The 21,123-nt window shown below is 69.8% G+C and carries 18 protein-coding genes and 1 pseudogene; 10 read left to right on the plus strand and 9 right to left on the minus strand.

What is annotated here, in order from left to right; translation table 11 throughout:
• Nucleotides 1-111 precede the first annotated feature (111 nt).
• Complete coding sequence (locus ABZX85_RS46945; RefSeq protein WP_355884239.1) at nucleotides 112-873, plus strand: hypothetical protein; 762 nt, start codon at nucleotides 112-114, stop codon at nucleotides 871-873.
• Between the two features lie 223 nt (nucleotides 874-1,096).
• Complete coding sequence (locus ABZX85_RS46950; protein ID WP_355884241.1) at nucleotides 1,097-2,245, plus strand: extracellular solute-binding protein; 1,149 nt, start codon at nucleotides 1,097-1,099, stop codon at nucleotides 2,243-2,245.
• Nucleotides 2,246-2,271: 26 nt separating this feature from the next.
• Here the strand turns inward: ABZX85_RS46950 and ABZX85_RS46955 are convergent.
• Together ABZX85_RS46955 and ABZX85_RS46960 are read right to left on the minus strand one after the other, a co-directional pair.
• A pseudogene (locus ABZX85_RS46955) lies at nucleotides 2,272-2,893 on the minus strand (NAD(P)-binding oxidoreductase).
• A gap of 82 nt (nucleotides 2,894-2,975) precedes the next feature.
• Nucleotides 2,976-3,746 carry an NAD(P)-binding domain-containing protein gene (locus tag ABZX85_RS46960; RefSeq protein WP_355884243.1) on the minus strand — a complete coding sequence of 257 codons (771 nt, stop codon included), beginning with the start codon at nucleotides 3,744-3,746 and terminating at the stop codon, nucleotides 2,976-2,978.
• Nucleotides 3,747-3,940: 194 nt separating this feature from the next.
• On the opposite strand from ABZX85_RS46960, the gene ABZX85_RS46965 reads away from it, so the two are divergent.
• The 4 genes from ABZX85_RS46965 to ABZX85_RS46980 all read left to right on the plus strand — a co-directional run bounded on the left by ABZX85_RS46965 (nucleotide 3,941) and on the right by ABZX85_RS46980 (nucleotide 9,917).
• The gene (locus tag ABZX85_RS46965; protein ID WP_355884245.1) at nucleotides 3,941-4,582 is read left to right on the plus strand and encodes a TetR/AcrR family transcriptional regulator; all 642 of its coding nucleotides are present in this window, start codon (nucleotides 3,941-3,943) and stop codon (nucleotides 4,580-4,582) included.
• Between the two features lie 113 nt (nucleotides 4,583-4,695).
• Nucleotides 4,696-5,712 carry a LacI family DNA-binding transcriptional regulator gene (locus ABZX85_RS46970; RefSeq protein ID WP_355884295.1) on the plus strand — a complete coding sequence of 339 codons (1,017 nt, stop codon included), beginning with the start codon at nucleotides 4,696-4,698 and terminating at the stop codon, nucleotides 5,710-5,712.
• A gap of 105 nt (nucleotides 5,713-5,817) precedes the next feature.
• Nucleotides 5,818-7,119, plus strand: a complete 1,302-nt coding sequence (locus ABZX85_RS46975; RefSeq protein WP_355884247.1) for an MFS transporter — start codon at nucleotides 5,818-5,820, stop codon at nucleotides 7,117-7,119.
• Nucleotides 7,116-9,917: a family 78 glycoside hydrolase catalytic domain gene (locus tag ABZX85_RS46980; RefSeq protein ID WP_355884249.1), complete on the plus strand. Its 2,802-nt coding sequence runs from the start codon at nucleotides 7,116-7,118 to the stop codon at nucleotides 9,915-9,917. Before ABZX85_RS46975 ends, ABZX85_RS46980 begins: the two co-directional genes overlap by 4 nt.
• A 31-nt stretch (nucleotides 9,918-9,948) precedes the next feature.
• Here ABZX85_RS46980 and ABZX85_RS46985 read toward each other — a convergent pair whose 3' ends face one another.
• From ABZX85_RS46985 to ABZX85_RS47010, 6 genes are all read right to left on the minus strand, one after another.
• Entirely contained in the window at nucleotides 9,949-11,064 is a 1,116-nt protein-coding gene (locus ABZX85_RS46985; RefSeq protein ID WP_355884251.1) for an alpha/beta hydrolase, read from the minus strand.
• A 234-nt stretch (nucleotides 11,065-11,298) separates the two neighbouring features.
• A complete protein-coding gene (locus ABZX85_RS46990; protein ID WP_355884253.1) occupies nucleotides 11,299-12,249 on the minus strand; it encodes a hydroxymethylglutaryl-CoA lyase in 951 nt (316 codons plus the stop codon).
• Complete coding sequence (locus tag ABZX85_RS46995) at nucleotides 12,249-13,430, minus strand: CoA transferase (protein ID WP_355884254.1); 1,182 nt, start codon at nucleotides 13,428-13,430, stop codon at nucleotides 12,249-12,251. The genes ABZX85_RS46990 and ABZX85_RS46995 overlap by 1 nt, the downstream gene beginning before the upstream one ends.
• Entirely contained in the window at nucleotides 13,427-13,837 is a 411-nt protein-coding gene (locus ABZX85_RS47000) for a hypothetical protein (RefSeq protein WP_355884256.1), read from the minus strand. The genes ABZX85_RS46995 and ABZX85_RS47000 overlap by 4 nt, the downstream gene beginning before the upstream one ends.
• 95 nt (nucleotides 13,838-13,932) lie before the next feature.
• Entirely contained in the window at nucleotides 13,933-15,231 is a 1,299-nt protein-coding gene (locus ABZX85_RS47005; protein WP_355884258.1) for a hypothetical protein, read from the minus strand.
• 30 nt (nucleotides 15,232-15,261) lie between these two features.
• The gene (locus ABZX85_RS47010; protein ID WP_355884260.1) at nucleotides 15,262-16,407 is read right to left on the minus strand and encodes a homogentisate 1,2-dioxygenase; all 1,146 of its coding nucleotides are present in this window, start codon (nucleotides 16,405-16,407) and stop codon (nucleotides 15,262-15,264) included.
• Between the two features lie 155 nt (nucleotides 16,408-16,562).
• On the opposite strand from ABZX85_RS47010, the gene ABZX85_RS47015 reads away from it, so the two are divergent.
• Both ABZX85_RS47015 and ABZX85_RS47020 read left to right on the plus strand, forming a co-directional pair.
• Nucleotides 16,563-17,414, plus strand: a complete 852-nt coding sequence (locus tag ABZX85_RS47015; RefSeq protein WP_355884262.1) for a helix-turn-helix transcriptional regulator — start codon at nucleotides 16,563-16,565, stop codon at nucleotides 17,412-17,414.
• 213 nt (nucleotides 17,415-17,627) lie between these two features.
• Nucleotides 17,628-18,404, plus strand: coding sequence for a hypothetical protein (locus tag ABZX85_RS47020; protein ID WP_355884264.1), 777 nt, complete (start codon nucleotides 17,628-17,630; stop codon nucleotides 18,402-18,404).
• Between the two features lie 87 nt (nucleotides 18,405-18,491).
• Here ABZX85_RS47020 and ABZX85_RS47025 read toward each other — a convergent pair whose 3' ends face one another.
• A complete protein-coding gene (locus ABZX85_RS47025; RefSeq protein WP_355884266.1) occupies nucleotides 18,492-19,148 on the minus strand; it encodes a TetR/AcrR family transcriptional regulator in 657 nt (218 codons plus the stop codon).
• A gap of 140 nt (nucleotides 19,149-19,288) precedes the next feature.
• On the opposite strand from ABZX85_RS47025, the gene ABZX85_RS47030 reads away from it, so the two are divergent.
• Together ABZX85_RS47030 and ABZX85_RS47035 are read left to right on the plus strand one after the other, a co-directional pair.
• The gene (locus tag ABZX85_RS47030) at nucleotides 19,289-19,810 is read left to right on the plus strand and encodes a hypothetical protein (protein ID WP_355884268.1); all 522 of its coding nucleotides are present in this window, start codon (nucleotides 19,289-19,291) and stop codon (nucleotides 19,808-19,810) included.
• 152 nt (nucleotides 19,811-19,962) lie between these two features.
• Nucleotides 19,963-20,976 (plus strand): alpha/beta hydrolase fold domain-containing protein, encoded by a 1,014-nt coding sequence (locus tag ABZX85_RS47035; protein WP_355884270.1) that lies wholly within the window; start codon nucleotides 19,963-19,965, stop codon nucleotides 20,974-20,976.
• Nucleotides 20,977-21,123 lie beyond the last annotated feature (147 nt).

Consider the following 21,123-nt stretch of genomic DNA (forward strand, 5'->3'; position numbering starts at 1 on the left):
ACACCAGGTCGGCCCGTTCGGAACGATGCCGTGCGGCCTGTGCTTCCCTGCCGGCGGCCCCCCAGGTGCCGCATGGCGGTTCCCCTCCCACACAAGGTACGGAGAAGTTTCGTGAAGCGAAACGAAAGATCCTCGCGCCGGTTCACCCGTCTGCGGCGAACCGCGTCCGCGGGGATGTCGGTTCTCGCGGCCGGCGCCCTGCTGGCCATGGCCACGACCAGCGCGAGCGCGGAGACCGTGCCCACGCACGAGCAACTGCTCTCGCAGTGCAAGAAGGCGGACGTCTGCAAGTTCACCCCCACGCAGCTGTCCACGGGCATGATCGGCCCGGAGCACCAGGTCGGCAACACCATCATCAACTGCGGCGGTACCGTCGACCGCACCTGGAGCTGGTCGGAGACCACGGCGGAGCAGGAGCAGGTGGGGCTCAGCCTGTCGACGACCGCGCAGTTGCTGGACATCCTCAACGGGGCGGCGTCGATCAACTTCTCAAGGAACTTCGACAAGAGCCACACCACGTCCGAGAGCATCACCCAGCACATGACACCGTTCACGATGGCATGGACCACGCGGGCGACCGGCGAACAGGTCATCACGGGCGACTGGGAGCTGCACTTCCCATCGAGGTTCTACGGCCACTACATCTGGTACGACAAGGACTTCCAGGTCAAGCTGGAGGACCCCAGCGCCGGGTATGTGCTGTTGCATTACCGGAACCTGACGGCCGACGAGGCCCAGAAGGACTGCCCCGGCGAGCAGTCGGCGGAGCTGGGCAACATCAACCAGACGCGCACGCTGCGCGGCGTCACAGGCGGGTGGAAGCCCTTCGCATGGCCCGCCCCTCTCGCCTCCCACGGCGTCAGCTCAGGCTGAGCCCGACGGCCTGACGTGACAGCGGCTCTTGGCGGTCGAGGCGTTCCACGCGAGTGACCGTCAAGAGCCGTCTTCGTTCAACCGATCGGTTGAACGCGGTTTCACCCTCCCGGCGGCCCCGTCCGTCCGTCCGGACGACGCGGGGCCGCGCCAGGGCGGACGACAATGACGCTCGTCCCCGGCGCCGGGCACCTACACCCCCCATCAGAAAGGCCCCTTCAGCGTGTCCAGTTTCCTCAGCAGACGACGTCTCCTCACCACCGGTACCGGTGTCGCCCTCGGTCTCGGCGCGGCCGGCGTCACGGCGCCCGCGGCCTCGGCCGCGCCCGCGCCCGCCGCCCGGCGTCACACCGGCCCCGAGGAGACCCGCAGTCTCGACGAGCTCTACCGCGCCGCCCTCAAGGAGGGCGGAAAGCTGGTCGTGTACGCCGGCGGGGACACCCCGACCCAACAGGACGGCACGAAGGCGGGCTTCAAGGCCCGGTTCCCCGGCATCGACCTGACGCTGATCGTCGACTACAGCAAGTACCACGACGTCCGCATCGACAACCAGTTCGCCACCGGCACCCTCGTCCCCGACGTCGTACAGCTCCAGACTCTCCAGGACTTCGTCCGCTGGAAGCAGCAGGGGCGGCTGCTGCACTACAAACCCGCCGGGTTCTCCAAGGTGTACGACGGTTTCAAGGACCCGCAGGGCGCCTGGGTGGCCACCGGGGCAATAGCGTTCAGCTTCCTGTACGGCACCGCGGCGGTCGGCTCGGACGCCCCGCGTACCCCGCACGACCTGGTCGACCCGAAGTGGAAGGGGAAGATCGCCTCCTCCTTCCCGCACGACGACGACGCGGTCCTCTACCTCTACTCGCTGTACGCCCGCACCTACGGCTGGGACTGGGTGGCCAGGCTCGCCGCCCAGGACGTGCGGTTCGCGCGGGGCAGCAACTCGCCGGGCGACGCCGTCTTCGGCGGGCAGAAGGCGATCGGGATCGGCACCGCCGGGTCAGCGGTCCCCTCCGCGTCGTCGCCCGCGCGGTTCGTGATCGCCGACGGGCACCCCTTCATGGGCTGGGGCCAGCGCATGGCCGTCCTCAAGCAGGCCAGGAACTCCACGGCTGCCAAGCTGTTCCTCAACTGGCAGTTGTCCACGGAGTGGCAGCGGAACTCCTTCAACGGATGGTCGGTGCGCACCGACATCACGCCCCCGGCCGGGCTCAGGCAGCTGTGGGACTACCCGAACGCCCACGTGGACGGATTCCCGAAGTTCATGGCCGACCGTGCGGAGGTGGAGCGCTGGAAGCAGACCTTCGCGCTGTACTTCGGCGAGGTCGAGGGCGACCCCACCCCCGGCCGGCTCGGACTGCACCCCGGAGCCTGACCGCCGGGGCACGATCGCGGCGGCCGTCAGTCGGTGATGACGGCCTCGCGGTCGGCCCACTCGGAGCTGTGGGCCGCCTCGTGCAGGAACGCGGCGACGTCCGCACGGCTGATCCTCGGGTTGCCCTTCATCGGGAGGCGGTCGGCGGCGCGGTACGTGCCTTTCGCGGGGCCCTTGGTCAGCAGGGTCGGGTAGACCAGCGTCCAGGCCGCTGGAGCGGATCGCCTTCTCGGCGAGGTCCTTGTTGGCGTAGATGTCCCTCAGGAAGGTGCGGTACATGACCTTCTGGATGGCGCTCGCCGACCGGTAGGTGTCTCCCACACCGAACGAGGACATCCACACCAGGCGGGACACCCCTTGTTCCTGGGCCGCTGCGACGACGGCCGCCGCGGCGCGGGTGAACAGGCCGTCGGCGCGCACGGACATGCTCCTGCCGAGGGTGGAGACGACGGCGTCCTGGCCGGTCATGGCCTTGGTGACGTCGGTGCGCGAAGTGGCGTCCCCGGCGATCACGGTGACGCGGTCCGCCAGGTCCTGAAGGGCCTCGGGTCTGCGGGCCAGGACAGTGACCGTGTCGCCGGCCTTGAGGGCGAGGTCGACGACGTGGCGGCCGGTGGGGCCGGTCGCGCCGAGGATCAGGAGGTGCATGGGGGCGTCCTTCGTTGAGGAAGTGGGAGGGACCCGGGCGGGTCCCTCGGGTGGGGCAGGGGCCGCAAGGGACGATCGGGGGTCAGGCGACCACGCGGTCGGCGGTGAGCTTTCGGGGGGTGTCGGCGAGCAGGGTGCGCAGCCGCGCCGCGGGCAGCGGGACGCCCGGGTCGGCGGGGGGCGGCGTCTGGGGCACGGTGCCGGACCGGAGGGCTTCACCCACCTCAGCCCAGAAGGTCGTCACGACATCGGGGACGGCGTAGTACGGCACCGCGTAGGGGTCGGTCTCCGGTTCGAAGCGCCAGCTCTCGGTCAGCGGGCCGACGTCCACGGTGTCGAAGCCGAGCCGGCTGATCAGGTCCGCGGCGTCCTCCTTGGCCCGCGGGTCGTCGCCGGCGATGGGCAGGGCGGTACGGTCGGTGGCGCCCGCGGGACGTGCGAGCGCGGGGATGTGGAAATCGCTGATGCTGCTGAACGCCTTGACCAGTTTCGCGCCGGCCAGGTGTTCCTGCACGAGTTCGCCGGTGGTGGTCCTGCCCGAGTCGAGGACCTCGATCCGCCCGTCGCGCATCGCGTAGTAGTTGATCGTGTCGAGCACGACCTTGCCCGCCAGCTCGGCGGCCGGAAGTTCCCGGTAGGCGGACAGCGGGATGCTCACCACCACCCAGTCCCCCGCCTGGGCCGCCTCCCGCGGCGTGGCTGCCCGCGCCCGCTCCCCGAGGTCCGCCACCGTCTCGGCCAGGCTCTCGGGACCTCGCGAGTTGGACAGGACGACGTCGATCCCCGCCGCGACCGCGAGCCGGGCGATCTTCGTGCTGATGCTGCCACTGCCGATGAAGCCGAGTGTTGCCATGGGAGCGATCTCTTCTCTGTGTCGCGGGCCGTTCCCCGCCGGTGGTCCGGTGGAACGCCGTGCGCAGGCGGGAACCTGCCGGTGAGGGCGTAGCGCGCCCCGCACCACCAAAGCGGAGCAAGCGCTCCTCTTGAAGGTAGTACAACCGGAGCAGCCGCTCCGCAACGCCGGGAGCTGCCTGTACCCTGAATGCCGTGACCCTCGCCGACCAGCCCAGCCCCACCCCCGCCAAGCGCAGCCGCCGCGCGGACGCCGAACGCAACCGCGCCGCGATCATCGAGGCGGCCGGCACCGTGTTCGCCGAGCACGGCGGCGCCGTCGACGTCCGCGAGATCGCCCGGCGCAGCGGTGTCGGCATGGGCACGCTCTACCGCCACTTCCCCACCAAGGACGATCTGCTCCTCACCGTCCTCGAACTGCAATTCGGCTCCTGGCTCGCCGACGCCCACCAGCGGGCCACCGCCACCGAAGACCCCTGGCAGGCACTGACCGGGTTCTTCGAGCAGATGCTCACCACACAGTCCCGCAACCGGGCAGTCGTCGAGAGCTACACCACCAACGGCGGCCCCACCCCCGCCTGCGCCCAGCGCTGCCACTCCTTCATCGACGAGCTGCGCACCCGCTGCCTGGACGCCGGTCTCCTGCGCCCCGACGTCACCACCGCCGACCTGGTCCTGCTCAGCGGCTCCCTCACCCAGGCCGTCCTGACGACCGGCGACACCCACCCGGGCCAGTGGCGCCGCCTGCTGCGCATCTCCCTCGACGGCCTCAGCAGCCGCAACACGGAACCCTTGCCCGATCCCACACCGCACCCGGACACATCCCGGAAGGACTGACCGGGAGCGTCCGCGAGCGCGCCGTCGACGGCGGATCAGCACAGGCCGGCCCCGCACTACGATGACCGGCACGAACATCACCAGCGCCGGGAGGACCGCTGAACAAGGTCACGATTCGGGATGTCGCCGAGCTCGCGCGGGTCTCCCAGTCCTCGGTCTCGAACTACTTCCACAAGCCCCACAAGATCTCGGAGGCGACCAGGGAACGCATCCGGCAGGCCGTGGAGACGCTCGGGTTCGTGCCGAACGACGCGGCCCGCATGCTGCGCACCGGGGCGAGCCCGGTCATCGGCTACGTGGCGTTCGAGCTGGCGAGCGCGACCACTCCGGAGATCGCCACGGCCATCGAGCAGCGGGTGTCCGCCGAGGGCATGTACCTGCTGATGGCGAACGACGCGGGTTCGCGCCGCCGGGAGCGGGAGTATCTCCAGCTGTTCGAGCAGCAGCGGGTGGCGGGGATCATCGTCGCGCCGGTCGGCGAGGTGGAGGACGAGCTGGCGCGTCTGCGGCGCCGGGGTATCGCCAGCGTGCTCAGCGCCCGGCACGCGGTGTCGCCCGCGCAGGCGTCGGTGTCGATCGACCATGTCGCGGGCGCCCGCCTGGCCGTCCGGCACCTGGTCGAGCTGGGACGGCGGCGGATCGGGTTCGTCGCCTCGTCCCCCGATCTTCAGCAGATCGCCGACCGGCAGCGGGGTGCGCTGTCCGTGATCGAGGAGGTGCCGGAGGCCGGGCTGGAGCTGATCTCCGTCCCGGAGCGCACGGTGGAGGCCGGTATCGCCTGCGCCGAGCGCCTCGCGGAGCGGGCCCCGGCCGACCGGCCCGACGCGCTCTTCTGCGCCAACGACCTGCTCGCGATCGGCATCATCCAGTCCTTCGTGGCGGGCGGTCGCATACGCGTGCCCGAGGACATCGCGGTGGTGGGCTACGACGACATCGCGTTCGCCCAGTCGACGATCGTCCCGCTGACCTCCGTACGGACTCCGCACGCGCGGCTGGGAGCGGCTGCCGCGAAGCTGCTGTTCGACGAGATCGCCGCACTGCGCGCACCGGCCGCGGGAGAGGCCGAACGGGTGGCGGAGCAGGTCGAGTTCACCCCCGAGCTCGTGATCCGCGCCTCCACTGCGAAGTAAATCGATTCACTAATTTACCCGCCGACCTCTTGACCGACGGGAGGGGCTTCGTGCTGTCATGCCTGCGTCTCTAGTAAATCGTATTACCGAAAAACGGAGAGTCTCATGGCGCAGCCGACGACGACGTCACCGCCACTCGACCGCCGGCACTGGATGCTGGCCGTGGCCGCCGGCATGGCGTCCTTCCTCGACTCGGGGGCGATCATCTCGGTCGGCCTGGGGCTGGCCCTGTGGAAGGAGAGCTTCGGCCTCAGCGTCTGGACCGTCGGAGTGCTGGGCTCGTCCCTGACCCTGTTCATCGCCGTCGGGGCACTGACCGGCGGCCGGCTGGCCGACCTCGTGGGCCGCGGGCGCGTCTTCTCCCTGACCATCCTGCTGTACGCGGCAGCCGCGCTGACCGTGGCATGCGCCCCCAACACCGCCGTCCTGGTCACCGGAGTCATCGTGATCGGTGTCGCCGCCGGGGCGGACCTGCCGACGTCGATCGCGGTGCTGTCGGAGCGGGCACCCGAGGGCGCCCAGGGCAGACTGGTCGCGTTCACGCACGTGATGTGGACCGCCGGTGTGGTCGCCACGACCCTCATGGGCTTCGCCGTGTCCGGGCTGGACGTGCTCGGCATCCGCCTGATCTTCGCGGTGCTGGCCGCGCTGGCCGTCCTGACCTTCGTCTTCCGCTCGTTCTACCCCGCCTTCCGGGAGCTGGAGGCCGAGGCCGGGGACCGGCACACCGCCGACGGCGTGGACCCCTCGCAGGCACTGCCCCTGCGCACCCTGTTCCGTCGCCCGGAGTTCGCCCGCACGATCGTCACGACCGCGCTCTTCTACCTGTTCTTCACCCTGGTCGCGAACACCTTCGGCTCGTTCAAGACCTATTTCCTCGTGACGGTGGGCGGCACCTCGCAGACCACGGCGACCGCGCTGTCCTTCTGCACCACGCTCATCGGCCTCGCTGGCACGGTCGTGTTCACGCGGATCGCCGACACGAAGTGGCGCAGCCGCTTCTTCGCGGCCGGTGTCGCCGTGTTCACCGTCTGCCAGTTGCTCATCGCGGTCACGGGCGGCCAGGTGCTGCCCGCGATGATCGCCGCGCTGGTCCTGTACAACCTCGCCTTCCCGTTCATCGGTGAGGCCCTGTACAAGGTGTGGACCCAGGAGTCGTTCCCGGTCAACGCGCGCGCCACCGTGCAGGGCGCCACGATGGCCGTCGCCCGTTTCGCGGCGGCGGGCTTCGCCCTGGTCACCCCGGCGCTGATCGACTGGAGTCCGTCCGGCCTCTTCTCCCTGCTCGCCCTGTTCGCGCTCGTCTCGGGAGCGATCGGCATGTTCATCATCCGGCGCACCCGCAGCTCAGGAGATGGCTCCGCCGCCCGCCCCCTGTCCGCCACCGTGACCGGAGAGGCCCGATGAGCGCCCTGGTCCGCGTCCGTGACGTACGCGTCGGACACACCGGCGAGATCTTCGTGCCGGACCCTCGTCCTGCCCTGACCTGGAAGACCACGACCACACTGCCGGAGTGGTCCCAGCGGGCCGCCGACATCTCGGCCACCCGCGACGGCGTGACGTCCACCGTGACGCTCGACGGACCCGATTCGGTCTTCGTCTACTGGCCCTTCGAGCCCCTCGCCCCGGGCGAGTCGGCGCTCGTACGGGTACGGGTCCACGGCACGGACGGCTCGGTCTCCGCCTGGAGCACCGGTTCCCCGGTCACCGCGGGTTTCCTGTCCGCCTGGCGGGCCCGTTTCATCGGCTCCGGTGCCGAGGAGCCCCATCTGCTGCGCCGGGCCTTCGACGTACGCGGTCCGGTCCGCCGCGCCCTGCTGCACTCCACCGCGTTCGGCGCCTACGACATCCACGTCAACGGCGCCCCGGTCGACGACGCGCAGCTCAAGCCCGGCTGGACCAGCTACCAGTGGCGGCTGTCCCTCGACGTCGCCGACGTCACCGGGCACCTCCGTCCCGGCGCCAACACTCTGGGGATCGTCCTGACCGGCGGCTGGTACACGGAGCGGTACGGCTTCCGTGACGCCGCGCGCCGCTTCTACGAGGGTGCACCCGCCGCTGCCGCCCAGCTGACGCTGGAGTACGAGGACGGTTCGGTGGACACCGTCGTCACCGACGGGAGCTGGGCCTGGTCCACGGGGCCGGTGGTGTCGGCGAGCCTCTATCAAGGGGAGACGTACGACGCCCGGCTGGAGCGGCCCGGCTGGTCCGCGCCGGGGCACGACGCCGCCGGCTGGACCGGCGTCGAGCTGATCGCCGTGCCCGACGTCACTCCCACCCCGCGTACCCTGCCGCCGGTCCGTGTCGTCGAGGAGTTGCCGGTCGAGAGGGTGCTGACCACGCCGAGCGGCAAGACGGTGCTCGACTTCGGGCAGAACCTCGTCGGACGCGTCCGCATCCGCGTCCGGGGCGAGCGCGGGCACACCGTGACGCTGCGGCACGCGGAGGTGCTGGAGCACGGGGAGCTGGGCACGCGGCCCCTGCGCAACGCCGCCGCCACCGACCGGTACACACTCAGCGGTGCCGGCGAGGAGGTGTGGGAGCCCCGGTGGACCTTCCACGGCTTCCGGTACGTCCAGGTCGACGACTGGCCGGGGACTCTCGCCGCCGAGGACGTGACCGCCGCCGTCCTGCACACCGACATGCCGCGCACCGGCGGGTTCACCACCTCCCACGCGCTGCTTCAACGCTTCCACGACAACGTCGTATGGGGAATGCGGGGCAACTTCCTCTCCGTACCCACCGACTGTCCGCAGCGCGACGAACGTCTCGGCTGGACGGGAGACATCCAGGTCTTCGCGCCGACGGCCGCGTTCCTGTACGACTGCGACGGCTTCCTGCGGTCCTGGCTGGACGACGTCATGCTGGAGCAGACGGCGGCGGGCGGGGTGGTGCCGATGGTCGTGCCCGCCGTGATCCCCCAGGTGCCGGGCCTCTTCCAGCCGGTGGCGGCCTGGGGCGACGCCATCACGGTCGTACCGGACGTCCTGTGGGAACGCTTCGCCGACCGTGACGTCCTGCGACGCTGCTTCGAGGCCATGGCGGCGTGGGTCGACGTCGTGCACGCCCGGACCGGGGACTCGCTGCTGTGGGAGGAGGGGCTCCAGTTCGGGGACTGGCTGGACCCGGACGCGCCGCCGGAACGGCCCGGTGACGCCAAGACCGACGCCGGGATCGTGGCCACCGCGTACTTCCACCGCTCTGCGGCCCTCACCGCGAAAGCCGCGGCTCTGCTCGGCCGGGACCTCGACGCCCGCCGCTACGCGAACCTGGCCACACGCATCGCCGACGCCTTCCGCGGCGCCTACGTCACCCCGCGCGGGCGCATGATGTCCGACGCGCCGACCGCGTACGCTCTCGCCCTCGTCTTCGACCTGGCCGAGGAGGACCAGCGGCAGGCACTGGGCGACCGTCTCAAGGACCTCGTCCGCGCGGCCGGCTACCGCATCACCACCGGGTTCGTCGGCACGCCGATCATCTGCGAGGCGCTCACCGCCACCGGCCACACGGACGCGGCCTCGCGACTGCTCACCCAGACCGAGTGCCCTTCCTGGCTCTACCCGGTGACCATGGACGCGACCACGGTCTGGGAACGCTGGGACTCGATGCTCCCCGACGGCACCGTCAACCCCGGCCAGATGACCTCGTTCAACCACTACGCCCTCGGCGGCGTCGCCGACTGGCTGCACCGCCGGGTCGCCGGACTCTCCTGCGCCGAACCCGGGTACCGCGTCGTCCACGTCTCCCCCACCCTCCTCGACGACCTCGACGACGCGTCGGCCTGGCACGAGACACCGTACGGACCCGCCCGGGCCGGCTGGCGCCGCGACGGCACGCGCGTGCACTTCCACGCGGAGATCCCACCCAATGCACGGGGCCTGGTGGACCTTCCCTCCGGCGCCCGCTACGAGGTCGGCGCCGGGACCCACACGTGGGTCGAGGAGCATCCACGCCCCGTCCCCGTCCGCCGCCCGCTCGACCTGGGCAGCAGCCTGGCCACGATCATCGACGACCCCAAGGCGTACCGCGCCGTGCTCGACGCGATCCGCGACATCGACGCCTCCCGGGCCGACGCCTTTCGCCGCACGACCCGCTGGAGGACGGGGCGAGCGCTTCGGGAGCCGTTGGACAAGGCGCCGGTCGAGATCCTGACGGCGGTGGAGGAGGCCCTCGCGCTGTTGCCGGATGTCGATGCCCCGGCGTGAGAGGGGCCTGACGGTCCGTGTGCGTCCGGGGTCAGGCGAGGTGCTCGGTGAAGAACGCGTCGATCTGGTCGAAGGGGATGAGGTCCTTGCGGTCGTACAGGTCGACATGGTCGGCGCCGGGGACGATCAGGAGGTCGATGGCGTCGGGGGCCGTCGCCCGGACATCCTCGGAGTAGTAGAGGGAGTGCGCGTCCGCGCCGGCCACCAGGAGGGCCTTGCGGGGTGCCAGGAGGTCGAGGTCCGTCAGCTGCCGGAAGGCGAAGAACGACGCCGGTGTGGTCGAGGTCCACGCGGTGGTGGAGTTGATCGAGCGGGGGTGGTAGCCGCGCTCGGTGCGGTAGTAGTCGAAGAAGATCGTCGTGATCGGGTCGGCGTCCGCCGGGAGAGTCCTCGGCAGGACGAGGTTCGAGGGGGCGACGTTGTTGTCCGCGTCGAAGGGGACCTCGTGGGAGCCTCGCGCGTAGGTGCCCTTCTCGGCGTCGGCCCAGCGTTGCCGGCTCAGGTAGTCCACGACCTTCTGGCGCTGCTCACGCGTGTAGCTGTCCTGGTAGCCACGGGAGATGCCGCGTGACATGTCGTACATCGAGGCCGTGACGACCGCCTTGATACGGCTGTCCGCAGCCGCCGCCGTCAGCGCCATTCCGCTCAGACCACAGACGGCCTGTACGCCGATCCGCTCGCGGTCGACGCCCTTCTGGAGGCCGAGGAAGTCGACGGCCGCGCTGAAGTCCTCGGTGTAGACGTCGGGCGAGGCCACGTCGCGCACCTTGCCGCCGCTCTCCCCGGTGAAGGAGGGGTCGAAGGCGAGGGTGACGTAGCCGCGGCGGGCCAGCTCATGGGCGTACAGGCCCGAGGACTGCTCCTTGACCGCGCCGAACGGGCCGCTGACCACGAGGGCGGGCAGCTTGCCCCGGGCGCCCTTGCGTACGTAGAGGTCGCCGGCGACCTGGATGCCGAAACGGTTGGTGAACCGCACCGAGGTCCGCTTGACGGTCTTGTCCAACGCGAAGGTGTAGCCGCCCTTGCCCCTGTGCTGTGCCGTTGCGCCCGCACGGGCGGTCTCCGCGCCGAAGGCGGGCGCGGCCGTGAGGGAGGCGGCGGCGGCGCCTGTTGCGGCGATCAGTCCGAGCGCTTTGCGACGTTCCATGGAGGGGACCTCATATCCGGTAGACGGAGAAAGAACGCGACGGCCGGTGATGGCGTGGCCGAGGCGCAACTCCACACAACCGCTTGTGCGCCGGACATGGCAGGTCGGGTTTATGGGGGGGGATAAGCTCCACCCCCCATACGGAACGCGCGACTTCAATCCCCTTGCGCCGCACAGACGTTGACCGTCCGGTCCGACTCATGTAGGGGAAGAGCAGGTGGAAACGGGCACCGGCTACCGTACCGCCTCTTCCCTGCCGTCCGAGTGCGAATACGCGGCCGTCCAGGGAAAGGCGTCCGCGCGGGACCGGATGCCTTCGACGGCCCGCGAACGGTTCCGCTCGCCCAGTTCCGCGAGCAGCTCGCCGGAGAGGTCCGCGAGCGCGACGAGCGTCGCCGGGTCCAGCCAGTCCGGACGCAGGGCGAAGAGCAGGTCCTCGGTGGCGGTGTTGCCGCTGGCGCCGGGCGCGAAGGGGCAGCCGCCGAGCCCGCCCAGCGCTCCGTCGACCATGCGCGCGCCCGCGGCCACCGCCGCGAGCGTGGTCGCCACGCCCTGTCCCCAGGTGTCGTGCCCGTGGTAGACCAGCCGCGCTTCGGGCCGGGCCTGGTGCACCCGTGCGACCAGCGCCGACGCTTCCGCCGGGGTCGCCTGCCCGAGGGTGTCGCACAGCACCACGTCCACGGCGCCCTCGGTACGGGGGTCGTCGACGATCCGCAGGACGCGATCGGGGTCGACGGGCCCGTCGAAGGGGCAGGTGAAGGCCGTCGCCAGACAGAGTTGGATACGGCCGCCCGCATCCAGGGCCGTCTCGATCGCGTCTGGCATGGCGGCGAGGCTCGCCTCCGCGTCGCGCCCGATGTTGGCCCGGTTGTGGGCGTCGGAGACCGAGAGGCAGTACTGGACGTTGCGTGCCCCGGCCTCGACGGCCCGGGCGACGTGCCGGGGTGTGGCGACCCACACCCAGCAGCGCTCCAGTTCCTCGGGGGTCAGCGCCGCGACGACGTCGAGGGTGTCGCCCAGCGGCGGCACGAGGTCGGGCCGGGCGAGCGAGCCGACCTCCAGGCTCGGCACGCCGAGCCGCAGCAATTCGCGGACGATCCCGACCTTGCGTTCGGTCGGCAGAGTGGTGCCGGTGAGCTGGAGACCGTCCCGCAGGGTGACATCGCGCAGCAGTATCTCGGTCATCAAAGCCCCCCGAGGACGTCGTCGGTGTGTTCGCCGAGGTCCGGCCCCAGACTGCGGATCGGCAGCGAGGTACCGCCCAGCACGGGCACGATGCCGGGAAAACCCACGCGACGGGGTTCGGCGGCGCCGGTGTCCACGTCGAAGTACTGGATCATGCCGCGCGCCCGGTACTGGGGGTCGGCGCAGATGTCGGCGGCCGTGTAGATGGGACCGGCGGGTACGTCGGCCGCGTCCAGCAGCGCAAGCACCTCGGCGCGGGTCAGCGAGGCGGTCCAGGTGGCGATGGCGTCGTCGATCTCGTCCCGGTGCGTCCACCGGCCCGCGTTCGACGCGAGTTCCGGGTCCGCCGCGAGGTCGGCGCGGCCGGCAGCCACCATCAGGCGCTTGTAGATGGCGTCCCCATTTCCGGCGATGACCACCGAGCCTCCGTCCGCGCACGGGTAGGCGTTGGACGGCGCGATGCCTTCCAGCCTCCCGCCGACACGCTGCCGGTCCACGCCGTAGGCGAGGTGGTCCGGTACGAGCGACTCCATCATGGACAGGACAGCCTCGTTGAGGGCCACGTCGACGGTGCGCCTGTCCAGCGGCGGGCGTTCCCGGGTCTGCCGCTGGTACAACGCCATGACCGCGCCGAACGCCGCGTAGAGTCCGGCGATCGAGTCCCCGATGGACACACCGGTGCGTGACGGCGGCCGATCCGGTTCCCCCACCAGGTTGCGCAGTCCTCCCATCGCCTCGGCCACCGCTGCGAAGCCGGGACGCTCGGCCAGCGGGCCGGTCTGCCCGAACGCCGAGATACGCGCGATGACGATGTCCGGGTTGACGGCGTCGAGTTCCGCCGGACCGATCCCCCACTTCTCGATCGTCCCGGGTCGGAAGTTCTCCAGCACGATGTCACTGCGTGCGGCCAGTTTCAGCACGGCCTCGCGACCCTGTGGTTCGCGCAGGTCCAGGACGACGGACTTCTTGTTGCGGTTGACGGTGCGGTAGAGCATCGACGTGTCGCCCGCGTAGAGCCGCCAGTTGCGCAACTCGTCGCCCGTGCGCGGCCGTTCGACCTTGATGACTTCGGCGCCGAAGTCGGCGAGCAGTCGGCCGGCGGTAGGGGCCGCGATGTAGTTGCCGAGTTCCAGAACTCGCACGCCCTCCAGGGGCAGTGCGACAGCTTCAGTGGTGGTCATGAGCCTCCTTCGGACGGGCCATCGGCGGGGAGAGGGATCGGGATCTGGGCCGAGTCGAGGTACTCGTCGAGGCGGACGATCCTCGCGTCCCGCACCAGTGCCACGAACACCGCTTCCACGGCGCCCAGTTCGGCTCCGTCCAGCGAGGTGCTGCGCACCACGCTCTGCTGGACCCAGCCGTCCTGGAAGTAGTGGCGGCGGATGTCGTCGTAGCGGATGCGCATCACGGCGCGCACGTGGGTGGCCAATCCCAGCCATTCCGCCACGGACTGGCTGCTGCGGTCATGGTTGTGCCAGATGACCGCGCCGGGGTCGAGTAAGGACGTGAGGGCATCCACATCGCCCTCGGTGAAGGCGTCGGCGAACGCTGCCGCGAGGCGTTCGAGGGCCGGCGTCGGGTGGGTCATCGTTCTGCTCCGTTTCGGTGTTGGGGGGGGGAGAGCCGTGCCCGGGTGCTCCCGGTGCCGGGCGGACCGCCCGGCACCGGGGCTCGTCACCGAGCTCAGGAACGACGTGCCGGGAAGCGGTCGAGCAGCCATGCGACGAGGCTCTGCATCGCCTTGGCACGTTCGGTGAGGGGAAGGCCGAAGTGCTCGGCGTCGAAGAACTGGAGCGTCTTGTCCTGTGCGGGACACGAGTCGAACTGGGCCTGCGAGTCGTCCGGGAAGCACAGCGCGTCGGCGGTGTAGTTGATCAGCAGCAGCGGTTCGTGGATCGCCTTGATGCAGTCTTCGAGCGCGGCACGGGACGAGAGCGCCGACCAGGTGCTGAGCCAGGCCCTGGGGGTCAGGTAGCGGCCGAAACCCTGCGGGGCGTAGTTCTGGCGGTCCGGCCGTGGTCCGACGAGGGAGCCGACCTCCCGGGTGGATCTCCAGGCGTGCAGGCTCAGGTCCGTGTACGCGGGGTGGGCTTCGGTCCGGTAGATCACGAGGTGGTGTCCCACGAACGACCGGCGTTCCGCGTACTGCCGCTCCCCCAGACCCAGTTCGTCGAAGCCGGGGCGGCCGATCACCTTCCGGTGATGTTCCGCCTCCTCGATCCTGCTGCGGGCGATGGCGTCGATGCGGGCGACGCGGGCCAGCTGAGCCGCGCGGTAGCGGTCGAGGAACTCGGTCGAGTACGTGCTCGGCTCCGGAGGTTCCCGGAATCCGTTGTCCGGGTTGTACATGTCCAGCGTGGGATCGACCGCGACCGGATCGAACTCGTCGACGACCGACGGGTCGATCCACGCGAGCATGGACTTCCCTTCGCCGGGGTGCGCCGCCAGGACGATGACCCCGTCGGCCACCGGCATGTCGAGGGCGTTCAGGTCGCAGGGGTCGCCCGCCGCGGTGTCGGTGAGACGTCCCGGAGGGGCCGTGCGCGCCTGCTGCTGGTAGAAGGTCAGCAGCGACCCGCCTCCGCTGTTGCCGAGCAGGACGATGCATTCGAACCCGCGCTCCTCCTTGAGGTGCTTGAGCGCCGCCGCCAGGTCGAACAGCAGTCTCTCGTGCTCGCAGTCGACGTCGTTGTTGAGCCCCCTGCACTGGTGGCCGTAGAAGGCGTAGCCCGCTTCGAGGATCGCGGGCGCGGCGTAGTGCCGGGAGAGATCGCTCCGTGGGTGGGTGGATATCACGACGGTGCGCTCACCGCCGCGGGTGTGCAGGATGCCCAGGGAGCCGACCCCGTCCGCAGCCGTGATCGGCACGAGTGTCGTCACGGTTCCCGAGGGCAGCCGGTCGTAGTCGACGCGTGCCCTGAGCCGGGTAGCACGGCCGGCCACCCGCTCGTCGGCCTCCGCTGGGCGCGTGTCAGCCGCCATCGGGGGTCCTCCTTCCGGTTCGCGTGGTCGTCATTGCGCCGACACCCCTTCGAGGATCTGCTGGATGTGCCGCTGATGGGCCGCCACCTCGGGGGTGGGGACGAGCGGCCGCACGGTGTCGATGCCGATCACTTTCATGTCGTAGTAGTCGTCCCGCTTCGCCGTCCGCCGCGCGTGCTCGTGCAGGACGGCGGGGAAGCCGTGGTGCAGCCCCTGGGGGGAGTAGGTCATGCTGGCGAGGGCGATGGATTCGCCGAGCACCGAGCCGCCGTGCGCGAAGGTGAACTCGTCGAAGTCGACGTTGCGGTGGTAGGGCGGGATGCGCGCGACGTCGAGTTCTCCTTCGGCCGGCCGCGGGAGGAAGTTCGCGACGAGGACTCCCTCGGCCTGGAAGATCGCGTGTGCGGAGGGCATCAGGTGCAGGCGCTCGCTGGAGATCGGGCGGTAGTCTCGGATGTTGATCTTGAAGGGGAAGAGGTCCCCCTTCCAGCCCTCCGTGTCGATGGGATCGAAGTCGTAGAAGACGGTCAGGTATTCACCTCGCGCCTTGATCCGGACGGCCCACTCACCCACCGTGTTGCGGCCGTCGCCGAGGTCGTCGAGTTCGAGGTCCGGAACGTAGATCAGCGACGGGTCGAAGGGGGCGTTGCGCCCGATCGGTCCGATGTCCGCGAAGTCCAGGGCTCCGGTGGTCTCAAGGATCAGGAAGTAGTTCTCGGGGCCCTGCGGGCGGACGCGGTACGTTATGCCCTTCGGGATGAGTACATAGTCGCCGGGCTCGTAGGGGATCGGCCCGAACTCGGTGTAGAACGTACCGGTGCCCTCGTGGACGAAGTACAGCTCGTCGCCGTCGACGTTGCGGGACGAGTAGGTCATGTTCTCGACGCGCCGGCTGACCCAGATGGAGGCGTCGGAGTTGTGGAACAGGCGCAACGGGCCGCCGTCGGCGTGCGCCGCGTCCGTGGGCGTGAGGGCGGAGCCGTCGATGTCCATGGACTGGTTCGGCCCCTCGACACGCTTCCACCCGGTGGGCTCGTTGCGACGGTAAAGCTCGGCTCCTTGCCCCAGGAAGCCCTCCCTGCTGATGAGGTCCTCGTGAAGGCCGCCCAACTCCTCGATCCCCACGTGTGCTTGCCGTACTACGCGGCCTCGCGTCTTGTGTATCCACGATCGCATCGCTTCAGGTCCTTTCCGGTGGTGAACTGCTGTGTTCCGACGATGCAGCACGGCACCACCCGGTATGAAGGCCGTGATCATCCTGGTAGTGGGAGGGTCTGGCTGAGCCCTTCCACCGCTGGACATAAGGCAGTTGACTGGAGGAGAGTTCCCCCATGGCGCGGCGTGGCGACTTGGGCGAGTTCATTCGGTCCCGCAGGGAGCGGATCACCCCGCAGGAGGTGGGACTCCGGTCGTCGGGCCGTCGGCGTACCCCGGGGCTGAGGCGGGAGGAACTGGCGATTCTCGCCGGTGTGAGCGTCGACTACCTGATCCGCCTGGAACAGGGCAAGGACTCCAACCCGTCGAGCGGGGTGCTGAACGGGCTGTCCGACGCGCTACGGCTGACCGCCGAGGAGCGGAAGCACCTGACGCTGCTGGCGACGGACCGCGCCGCAGCGGAGTCGCTCCCCAAGTCCGGGACACATGACGACGACGTGCGTCCGACGACGCGTGTCCTCGTCGAGCGGCTGGGTTCCACACCGGCGTGCGTCCTCGGACCTGCTTACGACGTCCTCGCCTGGAACGGCCCGTGGGAGGCGTTGACCAGGCTCATGGGGATCTTCGACGAAGACCCGCCGAATCTCGTCCGCTACATCTTCGTGAACACCAAGGCGCGGCAGTTCATACCCCGATGGGACATGGTGGCCGACGAAGCCGTCGGCTGGATGAGAGTCGCCGGTGAGCAGGGCGGCAGCGACAACCCTCGCTGGCGGGACGTGCTGGCCGGGCTGCTCGAACTTCCCGAGTTCGCGGCGCGCTGGGTGGCGCATCCGGTCGCACCGATCAGGTCGGGGTCGAAGCAGATCCGGCATCCGGAGTTCGGGGACGTCAACCTCGGTGTCGAGGTTCTGACCGCGGCGCCGAAGCGGCAGTACGTCTTCGCCGTCCTGACCGAGGACGAGAAGTCCGAGAAGGCGCTCCAGGAGATTCTCGCCGGACCACTCCAGGTGCTCCGGCCCGCCTGAGGACAGGAACCGGGCTTGTTCGGCCCGGCCTCGGCCTCGGCCTGCGATGTTCCGTCTGTCGGCCGGTCCCGCTGCGGCCCCGCCGCATTGATTCCGGTGACGGGAGGGGGGTGCGAGACAACATTCCAGTGCCGAGTGTGAGTGGAGGAACACGGGGCTGCTCCGCAGTACCCCGTGGCAGTTCCCCTCGACCACCCAAGTACGGAGAAGTTCGTGAAGCGAAACCAGAGACTCTCGCGTGGGTCCGCCTTCCTGCGTCGAACGCTGCTCGCGGGGATGTCGGTCCTCGCGGCCGGCACGCTGGTCGGCCTCGCCGCGACCGGCGCGAGCGCGGACACCGGGCCGACGGACGAGCAACTGCTCTCCCAGTGCCGCACCGCGGACCTCTGCAAGTTCACCCCCACGCGGCTGGACCAGGGCATGATCGGTCCGGAACACCAGGTCGGTCCCACCGTCATCAACTGCGGCGGCACCGTGACCCGTACCTGGGGCTGGTCGGAGACGACCGGGGAGCAGACCCAGGTGGGCCTCAGCCTGTCGACGACCATGCAGCTGCTGGACATCCTCAACGGGTCGGCGTCCGTCACGTTCGGGCGGACGTTCGAGAAGAGCCACACCGCGTCCGAGACCCTGACGCAGAAGATGGAGCCGTTCACCCAGGCATGGACCACACGGGCCACCGGCCTCCAGGTCATCACGGGCGACTGGGAGCTGCACTTCCCGTCGAGGTTCTTCGGCCACTACTACTGGTACGACAAGGGCTTCCAGGTCAAGGCCGAAGACCCCAGCCGCGGATACGTCCTGCTCCACTACCGGACCCTGAGCAACGCGGAGATCGAGCAGCACTGCCCCGGAGAGAAGCCGGCCGCCAACCGGACCGTGTTCACCACCAACACGCTGTACCACGGCAGCATCTCGAACGTCGAGCCCTTCAGCTGGGTCGGCGTCCGGGACCAGGGAGTCCACTCCGGCGACACCACCTCCGGCTGAGCCGGACGACCTGACACGAGCGGGCTCCTGGCGGTCCGGGCGTTCCACGCCGACGGCCGTCAGGGGTCCGCTTCATCGCGTCCGGGATCACCGGGAAGGCAGACGCAGACCTTCCACCAGGACGGTCGCCACGAGGTCGGCCTGCTCCTCGATCGCGGCGGGGGTGTCCGCCGGCGCGGGATCGAGCAGGCGCGCCAGTGGCGAGAGGGCGAACGGCGCGGCGCCGCCCTGGACCAGGAGGAAGAAGAAGCTGCGGTGGGAGATCGGCCGAATCGCTCCTTCTTCGGTGAGATGGTCGAGCAACCGGACGACCTGGACCTGTGAAGGCTCGATGTAGGTCTCGTAGATGTGCCGGAGCCGCTCGGTGTCCTGGCAGCCCTCGTTGTTGAGCAGTCCGAGAAGTTCGGGGCGGCTCGCGGAGTGGACGAGGCACCGCCGGACCACCAGGCGCAGCTGCTCCAGGGGTTCACCGACGGTGGGGTCGAACGCGCTCTGCATCTCGTTCGCCAGATCGCCGAAGCCGTGCTCGACCGCGGCTCGCCACAGGTCGTCCTTCGTGCCGAAACGCTGACAGAGGAGGTTGTGGCTGACCCCGAGCACGCGGGTCATCGTCCTCATCGAGACGCCCTCGTACCCCAGCGTCGCGAACTGTTCGAGCGCGACGGTGAGGATCGTGTCGAGAGGCACGCCCGCCGCAGCCTTCGGCCGGCCGCGTCTGCGCTGTGTCACCTGGTCATTCGACATACAGCCATCCTGTCATACGGATGTGCATATTTTTATATTGACAGCTGACCATTTATTGTTCAGGGTGTTCCTCGTGGCAGTGCGAACACCTGCCACGGACCACGGCCCAGCCGTGGACCGCGACACACTCAGGAGAAGACATGAGCAAATCCGTGACGACAGCCGACACCGATCCCGGCCTCGCACCGGGCGGCCGGCGGGGACGCGAAGCGGCAGTCGAGCTCGCCTGGCGGCCGTGGCGGCTGATGAGTGAAGGACGGGTCGCAGAAGGTCTGGAGACCTTCGACGACGCGGGTGTCTACTGGGAGGCATTCGGCCGTACGGACCACCCGATGCTGCGGATGAAGTCCGTTCTCGCGGAACTCAACGCGGCTGTACCGGTCAAGCTCGAACTCCTCAGCTCGGTCGTGGAAGGCAACACCGTCGTGCAGACGGCCATCGGCCGGGGCCAGTGCGACGCGGGACCGTACAACAACGTCTTCGCGTTCGTGTCTGAGCTGGACCCGGACCGGGATGTGATCGTGTCGATCCGTGAGTACTTCGACACGATGCACGCGGCGACCAGGATGGTGCCGACGGTGATCCGCGTGACCGAGGAACGGGGCGACGACTCCGCCTTCAAGCAGCTCATGGCCGACTTCGGCGGAGCGGCTGGCGAGTGAGCTCACGCCATCGGGTGCTCGGCTGACGCGTCCTACCGGGGGCCGACCTCCCCTGCGAGGCCGGCCCCCTTCCCCGTCGTACGGCGGGCTCTGCTCGGCGCCGGGCCCGTCCGGGCTCGGTGAAGTCATGTCACGTGAGGCCGGAAATGGCGATGCACCACTCCACCACCCCCACCCTGGAAGGGAAACCGACCGTTCCCTTCGACGCCGAGCTGGCGGCGGCCTTGACCGTCATCAACGAGTACCAGCCGCCGGGAAGTCTCTCGGCGGAGACTCTCCCGCGGATGCGTCAGGGGCATCCGGCCATGCCGGACCCTACCCTGGAGGACCTTTCGCTGGACGGCGCCTACCTCGTCGAGGACCGGCAGGTGCCCGGCCCGCCGAACGCTCCGGACATCAGTCTGCTGATCTGCCGTCCGGCCGCCGCTTCCGGACCAGTCCCGGTGATCTACCACACCCACGGGGGCGGGATGGTGCTGGGAACCAACCGGGTCGGTGTGCTCGACCTACTCCACCAGGTCCGCGACCTCAACACTGCGGTCGTCTCCGTCGAGTACCGGCTCGCCCCGGAGATCCCGCACCCCGGTCCGGTGGAGGACTGCTACGCCGGCCTGGTCTGGACGGCGCGGCACGCGGAGGACCTCGGAGTCGACGAGACCCGCGTCGTCGTCGCCGGAGCCAGCGCGGGAGGAGGGCTCGCCGCGGCAGTCACCCTCATGGCCCGGGACCGTGGCGGCCCGGCTCTTCTCGGTCAGATGCTGATGATCCCCATGCTCGACGACCGCAACGACACGCCTTCTGCGGTGCAGATGGCCGGCCGGGGGGTCTGGGACCGACAGGACAACCGATTCGGCTGGTCAGCACTTCTCGGCGACGCGGCCGGCGGACCGGACGTCTCCCCGTACGCGGCACCGGCCCGGGCCACCGATCTGTCCGGTCTGCCACCCGCCTTCATCGACGTCGGCTCGGCGGAGACCTTCCGCGACGAGGCCGTGGCCTACGCCTCCCGGATCTGGCAGGCAGGCGGCCAAGCAGAACTGCACGTATGGCCCGGAGGATTCCACGGTTTCTTCGGAGCAGTTCCGCAGGCCGCAGTGTCCCAGGCAGCGGTAGCTGCGCAGCACGACTGGCTGCGGCGCACCCTGGGCGGTGCGGCAAGCACCTGAGCAGGATCTCCGCTCCATCATTCTGTCGGGTACCGCCGTCACTTGGGATGCGTGCCCAGATACCCCGGCGTGGAGTTGCCCTTGACCTCTCCGATGTGCACGGTCATCTACTGACGCAGCCGCTCGACCGCCTAACGGTCCCCAGGC

The sequence above is a fragment of the Streptomyces sp. NPDC004539 genome (assembly GCF_040610055.1).
In the GTDB taxonomy this organism is placed as follows: Bacteria; Actinomycetota; Actinomycetes; order Streptomycetales; family Streptomycetaceae; genus Streptomyces.